The organism is Streptomyces maremycinicus, from assembly GCF_001184025.1.
GTDB classification, from domain to species: domain Bacteria; phylum Actinomycetota; class Actinomycetes; order Streptomycetales; family Streptomycetaceae; genus Streptomyces; species Streptomyces maremycinicus.
Genome location: NZ_BBYG01000016.1, coordinates 106171 through 121215 on the forward strand (window position 1 = coordinate 106171; position 15045 = coordinate 121215).

Annotated in this window: 14 protein-coding genes; 1 reads left to right on the top strand and 13 read right to left on the bottom strand. The window is 70.9% G+C overall.

Annotation, left to right across the window (positions count from 1 at the left end):
* Window positions 1-21: 21 nt before the first annotated feature.
* From carB to pyrR, 6 genes are all read right to left on the bottom strand, one after another.
* Window positions 22-3330 (bottom strand): carbamoyl-phosphate synthase large subunit, encoded by a 3309-nt coding sequence (gene carB, locus AOQ37_RS23730; protein WP_062646664.1) that lies wholly within the window; start codon window positions 3328-3330, stop codon window positions 22-24.
* Window positions 3323-4465 carry a glutamine-hydrolyzing carbamoyl-phosphate synthase small subunit gene (carA, locus tag AOQ37_RS23735; protein WP_062646665.1) on the bottom strand — a complete coding sequence of 381 codons (1143 nt, stop codon included), beginning with the start codon at window positions 4463-4465 and terminating at the stop codon, window positions 3323-3325. The genes carB and carA overlap by 8 nt, the downstream gene beginning before the upstream one ends.
* The gene (locus AOQ37_RS23740; RefSeq protein ID WP_062646666.1) at window positions 4462-5043 is read right to left on the bottom strand and encodes a PH-like domain-containing protein; all 582 of its coding nucleotides are present in this window, start codon (window positions 5041-5043) and stop codon (window positions 4462-4464) included. Before AOQ37_RS23740 ends, carA begins: the two co-directional genes overlap by 4 nt.
* A complete protein-coding gene (locus AOQ37_RS23745) occupies window positions 5040-6326 on the bottom strand; it encodes a dihydroorotase (RefSeq protein WP_062646667.1) in 1287 nt (428 codons plus the stop codon). The genes AOQ37_RS23740 and AOQ37_RS23745 overlap by 4 nt, the downstream gene beginning before the upstream one ends.
* 5 nt (window positions 6327-6331) lie before the next feature.
* On the bottom strand, window positions 6332-7315 hold the full coding sequence (locus tag AOQ37_RS23750; protein WP_062646668.1) for an aspartate carbamoyltransferase catalytic subunit: 984 nt from the start codon (window positions 7313-7315) through the stop codon (window positions 6332-6334).
* Window positions 7316-7411: 96 nt separating this feature from the next.
* On the bottom strand, window positions 7412-7996 hold the full coding sequence (pyrR, locus tag AOQ37_RS23755; RefSeq protein ID WP_062646669.1) for a bifunctional pyr operon transcriptional regulator/uracil phosphoribosyltransferase PyrR: 585 nt from the start codon (window positions 7994-7996) through the stop codon (window positions 7412-7414).
* 240 nt (window positions 7997-8236) lie between these two features.
* Here pyrR and bldD point away from each other — a divergent pair, with 240 nt between their 5' ends.
* The gene (bldD, locus tag AOQ37_RS23760) at window positions 8237-8737 is read left to right on the top strand and encodes a transcriptional regulator BldD (RefSeq protein WP_020128858.1); all 501 of its coding nucleotides are present in this window, start codon (window positions 8237-8239) and stop codon (window positions 8735-8737) included.
* Window positions 8738-8964: 227 nt separating this feature from the next.
* Here bldD and nusB read toward each other — a convergent pair whose 3' ends face one another.
* The 7 genes from nusB to aroC all read right to left on the bottom strand — a co-directional run bounded on the left by nusB (window position 8965) and on the right by aroC (window position 15014).
* On the bottom strand, window positions 8965-9393 hold the full coding sequence (nusB, locus tag AOQ37_RS23765) for a transcription antitermination factor NusB (protein ID WP_020128857.1): 429 nt from the start codon (window positions 9391-9393) through the stop codon (window positions 8965-8967).
* Window positions 9394-9395: 2 nt separating this feature from the next.
* On the bottom strand, window positions 9396-9962 hold the full coding sequence (gene efp, locus AOQ37_RS23770) for an elongation factor P (protein ID WP_020117452.1): 567 nt from the start codon (window positions 9960-9962) through the stop codon (window positions 9396-9398).
* 51 nt (window positions 9963-10013) lie between these two features.
* The gene (locus AOQ37_RS23775; protein WP_062646670.1) at window positions 10014-11120 is read right to left on the bottom strand and encodes an aminopeptidase P family protein; all 1107 of its coding nucleotides are present in this window, start codon (window positions 11118-11120) and stop codon (window positions 10014-10016) included.
* Between the two features lie 91 nt (window positions 11121-11211).
* Complete coding sequence (locus tag AOQ37_RS23780; protein WP_062646671.1) at window positions 11212-12036, bottom strand: Pro-rich N-terminal domain-containing protein; 825 nt, start codon at window positions 12034-12036, stop codon at window positions 11212-11214.
* Window positions 12037-12226: 190 nt separating this feature from the next.
* Complete coding sequence (aroB, locus tag AOQ37_RS23785) at window positions 12227-13321, bottom strand: 3-dehydroquinate synthase (protein WP_062646672.1); 1095 nt, start codon at window positions 13319-13321, stop codon at window positions 12227-12229.
* On the bottom strand, window positions 13318-13833 hold the full coding sequence (locus AOQ37_RS23790; protein ID WP_062646673.1) for a shikimate kinase: 516 nt from the start codon (window positions 13831-13833) through the stop codon (window positions 13318-13320). Before AOQ37_RS23790 ends, aroB begins: the two co-directional genes overlap by 4 nt.
* A complete protein-coding gene (aroC, locus tag AOQ37_RS23795; RefSeq protein WP_062646674.1) occupies window positions 13830-15014 on the bottom strand; it encodes a chorismate synthase in 1185 nt (394 codons plus the stop codon). Before aroC ends, AOQ37_RS23790 begins: the two co-directional genes overlap by 4 nt.
* Window positions 15015-15045 lie beyond the last annotated feature (31 nt).

Consider the following 15045-nt stretch of genomic DNA (forward strand, 5'->3'; position numbering starts at 1 on the left):
CCGGTGTCCCCCTGAGGGCTGCTAGTCGCGGGCCGCGGTCAGGTGTTCCGCGTGTTCTTGGAGTGAGCGGACGCCCACGCCCCCGTGGTTGAGGGCGTCGATGCCCTGGACGGCCGCGGCGAGCGCCTGGACCGTCGTCAGGCACGGCACGGACCGCGCCACGGCCGCCGTGCGGATCTCGTAGCCGTCGAGGCGGCCGCCGGTGCCGTACGGGGTGTTGACGATGAGGTCGACCTCGCCGTCGTGGATGAGCTGGACGATGGTCTTCTCGCCGTTCGGGCCGGTGCCCTCGGACTGCTTGCGCACGACGGTGGCGTTGATGCCGTTGCGCTTGAGGACCTCGGCGGTGCCGGAGGTGGCGAGCAGTTCGAAGCCGTGGCCGACCAGCTCACGGGCCGGGAAGATCATCGAGCGCTTGTCGCGGTTGGCGACCGAGATGAACGCGCGGCCCTTGGTGGGCAGCGGGCCGTACGCGCCGGCCTGCGACTTGGCGTACGCCGTGCCGAAGACGGAGTCGATGCCCATGACCTCGCCGGTGGAGCGCATCTCCGGGCCGAGGACGGTGTCGACGCCGCGGCCCGAGGTGTCCCGGAAGCGGGTCCACGGCATCACGGCCTCCTTGACGGAGATCGGCGCGTCCAGCGGCAGTTCACCGCCGTCGCCGGTCGCCGGGAGCAGCCCCTCGGCGCGCAGCTCGGCGACGGTGGCGCCCAGCGAGATCCGGGCGGCGGCCTTGGCCAGCGGTACCGCGGTCGCCTTCGAGGTGAAGGGGACCGTGCGGGACGCGCGCGGGTTGGCCTCCAGGACGTAGAGGATGTCGCCCGCCATCGCGAACTGGATGTTGATCAGGCCGCGCACCCCGACGCCCTTGGCGATCGCCTCGGTGGAGGCCCGCAGGCGCTTGATGTCGAAGCCGCCCAGGGTGATCGGGGGCAGGGCGCACGCCGAGTCGCCGGAGTGGATGCCGGCCTCCTCGATGTGCTCCATGACACCGCCGAGGTACAGCTCCTCGCCGTCGTAGAGCGCGTCGACGTCGATCTCGATCGCGTCGTCGAGGAAGCGGTCGACGAGGACCGGCCGGGTGGGGCTGATCTCGGTCGACTCGGCGATGTAGGACGACAGCCGGGTCTCGTCGTAGACGATCTCCATGCCGCGGCCGCCGAGCACGTACGACGGGCGCACCAGGACCGGGTAGCCGATCTCGTCCGCGATGGCCTTGGCCTCGGCGAAGGTGGTCGCCGTGCCGTGCTTCGGGGCCGGCAGACCGGCCTCGGCGAGCACCCGCCCGAAGGCGCCCCGGTCCTCGGCCGCGTGGATGGCCTCGGGGGAGGTGCCGACGATCGGCACGCCGTTGTCCTTCAGCGCCTGCGCCAGGCCCAGCGGGGTCTGGCCGCCGAGCTGGACGATCACACCGGCGATCGGCCCGGCCAGCGACTCCGCGTGGACGATCTCCAGCACGTCCTCCAGCGTCAGCGGCTCGAAGTACAGGCGGTCGGAGGTGTCGTAGTCCGTGGAGACGGTCTCCGGGTTGCAGTTGACCATCACGGTCTCGTACCCGGCGGCGGACAGCGCGAAGGAGGCGTGGACGCAGGAGTAGTCGAACTCGATGCCCTGGCCGATGCGGTTCGGGCCGGAGCCCAGGATGATCACCGCGGGCTTCTCGCGGGGCGCGACCTCGCTCTCCTCGTCGTAGGAGGAGTAGAAGTACGGCGTCTTCGCGGCGAACTCGGCGGCGCAGGTGTCGACCGTCTTGTAGACCGGGCGGATGCCCAGCGCGTGCCGGACCTCACGGACGACGTCCTCGCGCAGCCCGCGGATCTCGGCGATCTGCTGGTCGGAGAAGCCGTGCCGCTTGGCCTCGGCGAGCAGCTCGACGTCCAGGCGGTCGGCGGCGGCCAGGTCGTCGGCGGTCTCCTTGATGAGGAAGAGCTGGTCGACGAACCAGGGGTCGATCTTCGTGAACTCGAAGACCTCCTCCGGTGTGGCGCCCGCGCGGATGGCCTGCATGACGGTGTTGATACGGCCGTCGGTGGGCCGTACGGCGTCCCGCAGCAGCGCGTCCTTGTCGCCGGGCTCGCCGACGAAGGTGAACTGGCTGCCCTTCTTCTCCAGCGAGCGCAGCGCCTTCTGGAAGGCCTCGGTGAAGTTGCGGCCGATGGCCATGGCCTCGCCGACCGACTTCATGGTCGTGGTCAGCGTGGAGTCGGCGCTCGGGAACTTCTCGAAGGCGAAGCGCGGGGCCTTGACGACCACGTAGTCGAGCGTCGGCTCGAAGGAGGCCGGGGTCTCCCGCGTGATGTCGTTCGGGATCTCGTCGAGGGTGTAGCCGACGGCGAGCTTGGCCGCGATCTTGGCGATCGGGAAGCCGGTGGCCTTGGAGGCGAGGGCCGAGGACCGCGACACGCGCGGGTTCATCTCGATGACGATGATCCGGCCGTCCTCGGGGTTCACCGCGAACTGGATGTTGCAGCCGCCGGTGTCGACGCCGACCTCGCGGATGATCGCGATGCCGATGTCGCGCAGCCGCTGGTACTCGCGGTCGGTCAGCGTCATCGCCGGCGCGACGGTGATCGAGTCACCGGTGTGCACGCCCATGGGGTCGAAGTTCTCGATGGAGCAGACGACCACGACGTTGTCGTTCTTGTCGCGCATCAGCTCCAGCTCGTACTCCTTCCAGCCGAGGATGGACTCCTCCAGGAGCACCTCGGTGGTCGGCGAGAGCGTCAGGCCCTGACCGGCGATGCGGCGCAGCTCCTCCTCGTCGTGGGCGAAGCCGGAGCCGGCGCCGCCCATGGTGAAGGAGGGACGGACGACGACGGGGTACCCGCCGAGCGTCTCGACGCCCGCGATCACGTCGTCCATGGAGTGGCAGATCACGGACCGGGCGGACTCGCCGTGCCCGATCTTCTCGCGGACGGCCTCGACGACACCCTTGAAGAGGTCGCGGTCCTCGCCCTTGTTGATCGCCTCGACGTTGGCGCCGATCAGCTCGACGCCGTACTTCTCCAGCACACCCTGCTCGTGCATGGAGATCGCGGTGTTGAGGGCCGTCTGGCCGCCCAGGGTGGGCAGCAGGACGTCCGGGCGCTCCTTGGCGATGATCTTCTCGACGAACTCCGGGGTGATCGGCTCGACGTAGGTGGCGTCGGCGATCTCCGGGTCGGTCATGATCGTCGCCGGGTTGGAGTTGACCAAGATGACCCGCAGGCCCTCGGCGCGCAGGATGCGGCACGCCTGGGTGCCGGAGTAGTCGAACTCGGCGGCCTGGCCGATGACGATCGGGCCGGAGCCGATGACCAGGACGGACTGGATATCGGTGCGCTTAGGCACGCTGGCCCTCCATCAGGGATACGAAGCGGTCGAACAGGTAGGCGGCGTCGTGGGGGCCCGCTGCCGCTTCGGGGTGGTACTGGACGGAGAAGGCCGGCTGGTCGAGCAGCTGGAGCCCCTCCACGACGTTGTCGTTGAGGCAGACGTGGGAGACCTCGGCGCGGCCGAACTTCGTCTCGCTGACCTTGTCCAGCGGCGCGTCCACGGCGAACCCGTGGTTGTGCGCGGTGACCTCGACCTTGCCGGTCGTGCGGTCCTGGACCGGCTGGTTGATGCCGCGGTGGCCGTACTTCAGCTTGTAGGTGCCGAAGCCGAGGGCGCGGCCGAGGATCTGGTTGCCGAAGCAGATACCGAACAGCGGCGTGCGGCGCTCCAGCACCTCGGTCATCAGCGCGACCGGACCGTCGGCGGTGGCCGGGTCGCCCGGGCCGTTGGAGAAGAACACGCCGTCGGGGGCGACGGCGTACACCTCGGCCGCCGAGGCGGTGGCCGGGAGCACGTGCACCTCGATGCCGCGCTCGGCCATGCGGTGCGGGGTCATGCCCTTGATGCCGAGGTCGATGGCGGCGACGGTGAAGCGCTTCTCGCCGACCGCGGGGACGACGTAGGCCTCCTTGGTGGCGACCTCCTCGTAGAGGCTCGCGCCCTTCATGTGCGGCTGGGCCTGCACGCGCGCGAGGAGCTCGGTGTCCGAGCCGATCGCCTCGCCGGAGAAGATGCCGGCCCGCATCGAGCCGCCCTCCCGGAGGTGGCGGGTGAGCGCGCGGGTGTCGATGCCGCAGATGCCGACGACGTTCTGTGCGACGAGCTCGGCGTCCAGGGAGCGCTCGGCGCGCCAGTTGGAGGGCACGCGCGCGGGATCGCGTACGACGTAGCCGGAGACCCAGATGCGGCCCGACTCGTCGTCCTCGTCGTTCCAGCCGGTGTTGCCGATCTGCGGGGCGGTCGCGACGACGATCTGACGGTCGTACGACGGGTCGGTGAGGGTCTCCTGGTAGCCGGTCATGCCGGTGGAGAACACCGCTTCGCCGAAGGTCTCCCCCAGGGCCCCGTAGGCGCGGCCGCGGAAGATCCGGCCGTCCTCCAGGACGAGTACGGCGGGAACCTTGGTGGTTCCCCTGGTGGAGGTCGTCATCGTGCGCCTTCCGTTTCCGTCGGGTTCTCGGTCTTGTCGATCATGGAGTTGATGGCTTCGACCCACGCGCCGTGCTCGGCCGCGTGGTCCGAGCGGAAGCCGGAGTCGAGCAGCTTGCCGCCGTGCGCCCAGGTCACCACCAGCAGTCCGCCCTCGGTGAGGACCTTGCCGGCGATGCCCTTGTCGAGCCGGGCCTCGCGCAGTGCGGCGACCGGGACGAAGAAGTCCGTCGCGCCGGGGCGTACGACGTCCAGCCCCGCCGCCGTCAGGGTGAGCTCGACCCTGCTGCGGGTGCCCAGGCCGTGTGCCACGACACGGTCGAGCCACTGCCCCGCGGTGGTGGAGCCGTGGTAACGGCCGCTCATGCCCAGTCTCACCGGGCCGGGGTCGTCCGGCGCGGCGAGGAGTTCGGGCAGGTCGCCCTGGAGCGTGCCGCGCCACTTCCATCCCTCGCGCATCAGCCAGTAGACGAGCGCGACGAAGAGGCCGAGACCGACCACCCAGCCGATCCGCGCGGCCCAGTCGGTCACTTCGGCCGATTCCTTCTCGGCCGCGAGCAAGAGTGCAGCAGATGTCACGTGAGCTTCCCGTCGACGAGCGTGGCCTTGCCCCGGAGCCACGTGTGCGTGACACGGCCCGGCAGCTCACGCCCCTGGTACGGGGTGTTCCGGCTGCGCGAGGCGAAGCCCGCGGGGTCCACCGACCCACGGTATTCCGTGTCGACGAGCGTGAGGTTGGCGGGCTCACCTGCCGAGACGGGGCGACCGTGGCCCGTGGCCCGTCCGATCAGGGCGGGCTTGAACGACATCCGGCTCGCGACCCCGGCCCAGTCCAGCAGGCCCGTCTCCACCATCGTCTCCTGGACCACCGACAGCGCGGTCTCCAGGCCGACCATGCCCATGGCTGCGGCGGCCCACTCGCAGTCCTTGTCCTCGTGCGGGTGCGGGGCGTGGTCGGTGGCGACGATGTCGATGGTGCCGTCGGCGAGCGCCTCGCGCAGGGCGAGCACGTCCTTCTCGGTGCGCAGCGGCGGGTTCACCTTGTAGACCGGGTTGTAGCTGCGCACCAGCTCGTCGGTGAGCAGCAGGTGGTGCGGGGTGACCTCGGCGGTCACGTCGATGCCGCGGGACTTCGCCCAGCGGACGATCTCGACGGACCCGGCGGTGGAGAGGTGGCAGATGTGGACGCGGGAGCCCACGTGCTCGGCGAGCAGGACGTCCCGGGCGATGATCGACTCCTCGGCCACCGCCGGCCAGCCCCCGAGCCCCAGCTCGGCGGAGACGACACCCTCGTTCATCTGGGCGCCCTCGGTCAGCCTCGGCTCCTGCGCGTGCTGGGCGACGACCCCGCCGAAGGCCTTCACGTACTCCAGGGCCCGGCGCATGATCACGGCGTCGTCGACGCACTTGCCGTCGTCGGAGAAGACGGTGACACCGGCCGCGGACTCGTGCATGGCGCCCAGCTCGGCGAGCTTGCGGCCCTCCAGGCCGACCGTGACCGCGCCGATGGGCTGCACGTCGCAGTAGCCGTGCTCCTGTCCGAGCCGGTAGACCTGCTCGACCACACCCGCGGTGTCGGCCACCGGGAAGGTGTTGGCCATGGCGAACACGGCCGTGTAGCCGCCGGAGGCGGCGGCGCGGGTGCCGGTCAGCACCGTCTCGGAGTCCTCGCGGCCCGGCTCGCGCAGATGGGTGTGCAGGTCGACCAGGCCCGGCAGCAGCACCTTGCCGCCGGCCTCGACCACCTCGGCTCCCTCGGCGGACAGTCCCGCGCCGACGGCCTCGATGACCGCGCCGTCGATCAGGACGTCCTGCGGCTCGCCGCCGAGCACCTTCGCACCACGGATAAGGATCTTGCTCATGGTTCTTACTTCTCCTCGGTGGTGGTGCGGGCGTGGCTGACGGCGGGCTCGTTGCCGCCCAGGAGCAGGTAGAGGACGGCCATCCGGACGGACACGCCGTTGGCGACCTGTTCGACGACGGTGCAGCGCTCGGAGTCGGCGACCTCGGCGGTGATCTCCATGCCCCGGACCATCGGACCGGGGTGCATGACGATGGCGTGCTCGGGCATCCGCGCCATGCGGTCGCCGTCGAGGCCGTAGCGCCGCGAGTACTCGCGCTCGGTCGGGAAGAACGCGGCGTTCATCCGCTCGCGCTGCACGCGCAGCATCATCACCGCGTCGGACTTGGGCAGCGTGCTGTCGAGGTCGTACGACACCTCGCACGGCCAGGTCTCGATGCCGACCGGCACCAGGGTGGGCGGGGCGACCAGGGTGACCTCGGCGCCGAGCGTGTGCAGCAGGTCGACGTTGGAGCGGGCGACCCGGCTGTGCAGGACGTCGCCGACGATCGTGATGCGCTTGCCGGCGAGGTCCTGGCCGAGCCCGGCGTCCCGGCCGACCAGTCGGCGGCGCATGGTGAAGGCGTCCAGGAGGGCCTGGGTGGGGTGCTGGTGGGTGCCGTCTCCGGCGTTGACGACGACCGCATCGATCCAGCCGGAGGTGGCCAGGCGGTAGGGCGCGCCGGAGGCGCCGTGCCGGATGACGACCGCGTCGACGCCCATGGCCTCCAGCGTCTGCGCGGTGTCCTTCAGGGACTCGCCCTTCGACACCGACGAGCCCTTGGCGGAGAAGTTGATGACGTCCGCGGAGAGGCGCTTCTCGGCGGCCTCGAAGGAGATCCGCGTGCGGGTCGAGTCCTCGAAGAAGAGGTTGACGATCGTGCGGCCGCGCAGGGTCGGCAGTTTCTTGATGGGCCGGTCCGCGACCCGGGCCATCTCCTCGGCGGTGTCGAGGATGAGGACGGCGTCGTCGCGGGTCAGGTCGGCGGCCGAGATGAGATGACGCTGCATCTGTCAGGCTCCGTAAGGCAGTTCAGGTATGGGGAGACCACGGGCGTGCAGGGCACGGCTGTGGAGCGCACGGCACCGGGGCCGCACGCGCGCGTGCTACTGCTGGGTGGCCGGCTTCACACCGAGCAGCACGGTGTCACGACCGTCCTCCTCGGCGAGCTGGACCTTGACCGTCTCCCGCAACGACGTGGGGAGGTTCTTGCCGACGTAGTCGGCGCGGATGGGCAGTTCCCGGTGGCCGCGGTCGACGAGGACCGCGAGCTGGACCGCGCGCGGGCGCCCGAGGTCGTTCAGCGCGTCGAGGGCCGCGCGGATGGTGCGGCCGGAGAAGAGCACGTCGTCGACGAGCACGACCAGCTTGCCGTCCAGGCCGTCACCGGGGATCTCGGTGCGGGCGAGCGCACGCGGCGGGTGCATGCGCAGGTCGTCGCGGTACATGGTGATGTCGAGGGAGCCGACCGGGATACCGCGGTCGGTGATCTGCTCGAGCTTGGCGGCGAGCCGCTGGGCGAGGAAGACGCCGCGGGTCGGGATGCCGAGCAGCACCACGTCGTCGGCGCCCTTGGCGCGTTCGACGATCTCGTGGGCGATGCGGGTGAGCACCCGCGCGATGTCGGGGCCTTCGAGAACGGGCCGCGCATCGGTCTGCCGGTGGTCCTGCTGAATGTCCTGCTTGTCCATATGAAACGGACCTCCTTCTCCGCCTCACGGGACGGACCTTAAAGGACGTCGGATTTGCGCCATCCACGGTAGCAGGCCGGGACACCGGCCTGATCACCCCCTTGGCGTAATCGGCCACGGATACCACGGAAGCGTCGGTGTGGACCATTCGGCTTGACTCAGAAGAATCACGCTGCGTAACCTCACAGTGAGTTACCAGCACGCGGCTCGCGCCGCGTCTACCCAGTGCCGGGGAGCTATATGTCCAGCGAATACGCCAAACAACTCGGGGCCAAGCTCCGGGCGATCCGCACCCAGCAGGGCCTTTCCCTCCACGGTGTCGAGGAGAAGTCCCAGGGACGCTGGAAGGCGGTCGTGGTCGGTTCGTACGAGCGCGGCGACCGCGCGGTGACCGTGCAGCGCCTTGCCGAGCTGGCGGACTTCTACGGCGTCCCCGTGCAGGAGCTGCTGCCGGGCACCACTCCGGGCGGCGCCGCCGAGCCGCCGCCGAAGCTGGTCCTCGACCTGGAGCGACTGGCCCACGTGCCGGTCGAGAAGGCGGGCCCCCTCCAGCGGTACGCGGCCACGATCCAGTCCCAGCGCGGTGACTACAACGGCAAGGTGCTGTCGATCCGCCAGGACGACCTGCGCACGCTCGCCGTCATCTACGACCAGTCGCCCTCGGTCCTGACCGAGCAGCTGATCAGCTGGGGCGTGCTGGACGCGGACGCGCGTCGCGCGGTCTCCCACGAAGAGGGCTGAGCAGGGCGACAGCGCTCAGCAGAAACGTGCCGCCGGGGTGGCCGGAACCTGATGGTTCCGGCCACCCCGGCTTTTGGCGCGGACACGCCGGAGGGCCCACAGCGCGTGCTGTGGGCCCTCCGGCGTGTCCGCGCCCCGAGGGACGCGGGAAACCTCGCGACGAGCCACAGAGGGCCCGCGGGCCTCCTGAGGCCCACGGTTCCCAGGCTCCCCTGCGGAGCTGTTCGCTATTCGCGACGCAGAGACGGCTTGAGTTCCTTGAACCGGCCGAGCAGACCGTTGACGAACGACGGCGACTCGTCCGTGGAGAACTCCTTCGCCAGCTGCACCATCTCGTCGAGGACGACCGCGTCCGGGGTCTCGTCCGCCCAGATCAGCTCGTAGGCGCCGAGACGCAGGATGTTGCGGTCGACGACCGGCATCCGGTCCAGCGTCCAGCCGACCGAGTACTGCGAGATCAGCTCGTCGATGCGCCGGGCGTACCCGGCGTAACCCTCGACCAGCTGCATCGTGTACTCGCTCACCGGCGGCTGCCGGGTGTCGGCCCGGGAGAGCCGGATCCAGTCCGCGAGGACCGTCAGGACGTCGACTCCGCGCTGGTCGCCCTCGAAGAGGATCTGGAAGGCGCGCTTGCGGGCCGTGTTGCGAGCAGCCACGGTTAGCTGTTCACCCGGCCGAGGTAGTCGCTGGTGCGGGTGTCGACCTTGATCTTCTCACCGGTGGTGATGAAGAGCGGGACCTGGATCTGGTGACCGGTCTCCAGGGTGGCGGGCTTGGTGCCACCGGTGGAGCGGTCCCCCTGGAGGCCCGGCTCGGTCTCCTGCACGACGAGCTCGACGGCGGCCGGCAGCTCGACGAAGAGCACCTCGCCCTCGTGCTGCGCGACGGTGGCCGTGAAGCCCTCGATCAGGAAGTTGGCGGCGTCGCCGACGGCCTTGCGGTCGACCATCAGCTGGTCGTAGGTCTCCATGTCCATGAAGACGAAGTACTCGCCGTCCATGTACGAGAACTGCATGTCGCGCTTGTCGACAGTGGCCGTCTCGACCTTGACGCCGGCGTTGAACGTCTTGTCGACGACCTTGCCGGAAAGCACGTTCTTCAGCTTGGTGCGCACGAAGGCCGGGCCCTTGCCGGGCTTGACGTGCTGGAACTCGACGACGGACCAGAGCTGGCCGCCTTCGAGCTTGAGCACCAGGCCGTTCTTGAGGTCGTTCGTGGAAGCCACGGTTGCGGAATCTCCTGGACTGACGTGGACGACCCCGGTGCGCGCACCTGCCTAGAGGGCGAGCAGCTCCTTGGTCGTGATGGTGAGTAGCTCGGGTCCGCCGTCCGCCTCGGGGCGCACGACGAGCGTGTCATCGATCCTGACACCGCCCCGGCCCGGGAGGTGGACCCCCGGTTCGACGGTGACCGGCACGCAAGCGTCCAGTTTACCCATGGCCGCGGGGGACAACTGCGGGTCCTCTTCGTTTTCCAGTCCGACACCGTGTCCGGTGAGCGCGTGAAGGCCCTCGGAGTGCCCCGCCGAGTCCAGGATCTGGCGGGCCGCGCGGTCCACGTCGCGGAAGGCGGCGCCGGGCGCCAGAGCCTCGCGTCCGGCCCGCTGGGCAGCGAAGACGAGGTCGTACAGCTCGATCTGCCAGTCGGCGGGAGAGGTGCCGATCACGAAGGTACGGCCGATCTCACAGCGGTAGCCGCGGTAGCTCGCCCCCAGGCAGACGGAGAGGAAATCACCCTCCTCCACCCGCCGGTCGGTGGGCCGGTGTCCGCGCCGGCCGGAGTTCGGGCCGGTGGCGACCGAGGTGGCGAAGGCGGGTCCGTCGGCACCGTGATCGACGAGACGCCGCTCCAGTTCGAGGGCGAGGTGCCGTTCCGTACGGCCCACCAGGATGGATTCCAGCAGCTCTCCGAGGGCCTGGTCGGCGATCTCGGCCCCGATCCGCAGAGAGGAGATCTCCTCCTCGTCCTTGACCACCCTCAACTGCTCGACCGCCCCGCCCAGGTCGGCGAGGCGCAGCCGGGGTGCGACGGACCGCAGGGCGCGGTGCCGGGCGACCGTGAGGTGATGCTCCTCCACCGCGAGGGAGTCGCCTCCCTCGGCCACCAGGAGATCCACGGCGGCGACCGCCGGATCGCCGCCGGACCGGCGCAGGGAGTGGACACGCAGGGCCTCGTCCGGGCGGCCCTCGCCCGGACGGTCGTCCGGCGGATCCACGCAGACGAGCACATCCTCACGTCCGCCGAGCAGCAGGACGGCGCCGCGCGGCGCCGCGCCCGCGAGGTATCTCACGTTGGCGGGGCGGGAGATCAGCGCGGTGGCGCTGCCGCTGGCGTTGCAGCGTTCTCTCAGCCGGGAGCGGCGGGACGCGTAGACCTCTGACATGACACGAGCGTAGGAGGATCGACCGGTTTGTGCCGGTTGGGAGAGCGTTCGGGGGAACCGGCCGGGACGGGTCGGAGCGCCGGGAAGCGCTCTACCACTTCGGGGGGCTCGCGATCGCCCTCGCCAGCACGTCGTCCAGGACTCTCGCCGTCGTCGGGACGTCCATCTGGGAGTTGTCGATGATGGGGAGGCCGGAGCCGTACCAGCCGGCCATGCGGCCGTGGATACGGGCCACCTCCTCGTCGGTGAGGCGGCGGTTGCCGGAGCGTTCGGCGTTGCGCTCCAGGACGACTTCCAGGCCGGGCAGCAGGACGACGGGCAGCAGCCCCGGGCCCACATGCCGTTTCCAGCCGCCCAGGCCCACGGCCGGGCGGTCGGGGAAGATCGCGTCGTCCAGGATGCACGAGATGCCGTTGGCCAGGAAGTTGCGCGCGGCGAAGCCGCAGGTGCGGCGGGCCAGCCGGTACTGGGCCTCGGAGTGGTCGTTCCACCCCGACTGCGGGTCGGCGAAGCCCGAGCGGACCCATTCGCGCACGTCGTCGAGGCTGACGTGGGCCGTGGGGACCCGGCGGTGGTCGGCCCAGAACTTCGCGACGCTCGTCTTCCCGGCGCCCGCCGGGCCGATCAGCAGCACCGCCAGCGTGGTGGCCGTCGGATCGGGGACGGTCGGGGCGGGCGGCGCGCTGGGCATCGGGACCGGACCGCCGGGCGGCAGCGGGACGTGCCCCGTGGTCTCGGTGCCGTGCGGGACCGGGGCGTGCGGGACCGGGGCGGGCGGGGGCGGCACGGGCGGGACCGGTGGCTGGGGCGCGGGCGGCACCGGGCCCGAGGGGGCGCCGAGGTACCCCGGCTGCTGCTGGGGGGCGCCGCCCGGCTGGTGGGGCGGCGGCAGCGGAGAACCCACTGCGTGCTGCATCCGGTGCCACTCCGTCTCGTACAGGCAATGGGCGCTGGTTGTGAGGGGTGCGGAACCCGCTCTTCGCTACTGAACGGTACCGCCCCCGGGTGTCGTTTGGTGAACGGCCGGGGGCGGTCCGAAGTGCCCGGTGTGGAGGGCGAATCGGGCAGAAGGGAAGCGGGCGGACCTTCTCGCCCGTCCCGCGCTCCTACTCGCCCACCTCGCCGTACGCGGCCAGCAGGACGGCCGGGTCGGGTCCCTCGAGGACGTTCGGCTTGCCGAGGCCGTCCAGGACGATGAACCGCAGCAGGTCACCGCGGGACTTCTTGTCGACCTTCATGTTCTCCAGCAGCTTGGGCCACTGGTCGTAGCGGTAGTGCAGCGGCAGCCCCACCGACTCCAGGACCGTGCGGTGCCGGTCGGCCGTCGCGTCGTCCAGCCGGCCCGCCAGGCGGCCCAGTTCGGCGGCGAAGTGCATGCCCACGGACACGGCCGCGCCGTGCCGCCACTTGTAGCGCTCGTTCTTCTCGATGGCGTGCGCCAGCGTGTGACCGTAGTTGAGGATCTCCCGCAGGCCCGACTCCTTCAGGTCGGACGACACGACGTCCGCCTTGACCCTGATGGAACGCTCGATGAGTTCGGCGGTGTGCGGTCCCGCCGGGGTACGGGCGGCCTCGGGGTCGGACTCGATCAGGTCGAGGATGGCCGGGTCGGCGATGAAGCCGGCCTTGATGATCTCGGCGAGCCCGGAGACGTAGTCGTTGACCGGCAGGGAGTCCAGCGCGGCCAGGTCGCACAGCACACCGGCCGGCGGGTGGAAGGAACCGACGAGGTTCTTGCCCTCGGCGGTGTTGATGCCGGTCTTGCCGCCGACGGCCGCGTCTACCATGGCCAGCACGGTGGTCGGGACGGCGATCCAGCGCACCCCGCGCAGCCAGGTCGCGGCGACGAACCCGGCCAGGTCGGTGGTCGAGCCCCCGCCGACGCCCACGACGACGTCGCTGCGGGTGAAGCCGGACTGGCCGAGCGCCTTCCAGCAGTAGGCGGCGACCTCGGCGGTCTTGGCCTCCTCCGCGTTCGGCACCTGGATGGCGACGGCCTCGTAGCCCTGTTCGGCCAGGTCGGCGCGGAGCGCGTCCCCGGTGTCCGCGAGCGCCTCGGGGTGGATCACGGCGACCCGCTTGACCCGGTCGCCGATCAGCCCGCCGAGTTCGCCCAGCAGCTGACGGCCGACCAGGACCTCGTACGGATCCGAGCCCGCGCTGCCGCCGATCCGGATCCGCGTTACGGACTCGCTGCTCATGCTTCCTTCAACTCCAAAGCGTCCAAGGCCACTTGGGTGACCTCTTCGGGCGTACGACCGTCCGTGGTCACGACCGCGGTGGCGACACCCTCGTAGAGGTGGCGGCGGGCTTCCATCAGCTCGCGCCACTGCTTGCGCGGATTGACGGCGAGCAGCGGCCGCGCGGCGTTCAGGCCGGTGCGCTTGACGGCTTCCTCGACGTCCATGGCCAGGTAGACCACCCGCTGCCCGGCCAGCAGCGCGCGGGTTTCCGCGTCCAGGATCGAGCCGCCGCCGAGCGCCAGCACGCCGTCGTGCTCGGCGAGCGCGCGCAGCACGGCCCGCTTCTCGACCGCGCGGAAGGCTTCCTCGCCCTCGTCGACGAAGATCTCCGCGATGCTGCGGCCCGCCTCGGCGACGATGTCGTCGTCGGTGTCCCGGTAGCCGACGCCGAGCCGCTCGGCGAGCAGTTGCCCGACGGTGGACTTGCCGACGCCCATCGGGCCGACGAGGACGACCAGCGGCCCGCTCATCGGATGTGCAGGCTGTCGAGGTACGACCGCACGTTGCGGCGGGTCTCGGTGACGCTGTCGCCGCCGAACTTCTCCGCCACCGCGTCCGCGAGCACCAGCGCGACCATCGCCTCGGCGACGATCCCGGCGGCCGGGACCGCGCACACGTCGGAGCGCTGGTGGTGCGCCTGGGTGGCCTCGCCCGTGGCCACGTCCACCGTCCGCAGGGCCCGCGGCACGGTGGCGATCGGCTTCATCGCGGCGCGCACGCGCAGCAGCTCACCGGTGGTGAGGCCGCCCTCGGTGCCGCCGGACCGGCCGCTCGTGCGCCGGATGCCGTCGGGCGTGGTGACGATCTCGTCGTGCGCCTTCGAACCCGGCACGCGCGCGAGGTCGAAGCCGTCGCCGACCTCGACGCCCTTGATCGCCTGGATGCCCATGAGGGCGGCGGCGAGCCGGGCGTCCAGCCGGCGGTCCCAGTGCACGTGCGAGCCGAGGCCGACCGGGACGTCGTACGCGAGCACCTCGACGACGCCGCCGAGGGTGTCGCCGTCCTTGTGGGCCTGGTCGATCTCGGCGACCATCGCCTTCGACGCGTCGGCGTCCAGGCAGCGGACCGGGTCCGCGTCCAGCCTCTCGACGTCGGCGGGGGTCGGCAGGACGCCGTAGGGCGCCTTCGCGGCGGCCAGTTCGACGACGTGCGAGACGATCTCGATGCCGGCCGTCTCCTTCAGGTACGACCGGGCCACCGCGCCCAGCGCGACCCGGGCGGCCGTCTCGCGCGCGGAGGCGCGCTCCAGGATCGGCCGGGCCTCGTCGAAACCGTACTTCTGCATCCCGGCGAGGTCGGCGTGGCCGGGGCGCGGGCGGGTGAGCGGGGCGTTGCGGGCGAGGCCGGCGAGGACCTCCGGGTCGACCGGGTCGGCCGCCATGACCTGTTCCCACTTCGGCCATTCGGTGTTGCCCACCATGACGGCGACCGGAGAGCCCATGGTCAGGCCGTGCCGGACACCGCCGAGGAAGGTGATCTCGTCGCGCTCGAACTTCATGCGCGCTCCACGCCCATAGCCGAGCCGTCGCCGCGCGAGATGGTCGGCGACCATCTCCGTGGTGATCGGCACGCCGGCGGGAAGGCCCTCCAGCGTCGCGACAAGTGCGGGACCGTGGGACTCCCCCGCGGTCAGCCAACGCAGCCTGCTCAACGATGCTCCTCAGTGCTCGCGCCCTGGTACT

Coding starts and splice junctions, on each gene's coding strand:
- aroB (WP_062646672.1), bottom strand. CDS start 13,321: ATGAGCAGCGAGTCCGTAACGCGGATCCGGATCGGCGGCAGCGCGGGC.
- AOQ37_RS23750 (WP_062646668.1), bottom strand. CDS start 7,315: ATGCAGCGTCATCTCATCTCGGCCGCCGACCTGACCCGCGACGACGCC.
- AOQ37_RS23790 (WP_062646673.1), bottom strand. CDS start 13,833: ATGAGCGGGCCGCTGGTCGTCCTCGTCGGCCCGATGGGCGTCGGCAAG.
- AOQ37_RS23775 (WP_062646670.1), bottom strand. CDS start 11,120: ATGTCAGAGGTCTACGCGTCCCGCCGCTCCCGGCTGAGAGAACGCTGC.
- AOQ37_RS23745 (WP_062646667.1), bottom strand. CDS start 6,326: ATGAGCAAGATCCTTATCCGTGGTGCGAAGGTGCTCGGCGGCGAGCCG.
- pyrR (WP_062646669.1), bottom strand. CDS start 7,996: ATGGACAAGCAGGACATTCAGCAGGACCACCGGCAGACCGATGCGCGG.
- carA (WP_062646665.1), bottom strand. CDS start 4,465: ATGACGACCTCCACCAGGGGAACCACCAAGGTTCCCGCCGTACTCGTC.
- AOQ37_RS23780 (WP_062646671.1), bottom strand. CDS start 12,036: ATGCAGCACGCAGTGGGTTCTCCGCTGCCGCCGCCCCACCAGCCGGGC.
- bldD (WP_020128858.1), top strand. CDS start 8,237: ATGTCCAGCGAATACGCCAAACAACTCGGGGCCAAGCTCCGGGCGATC.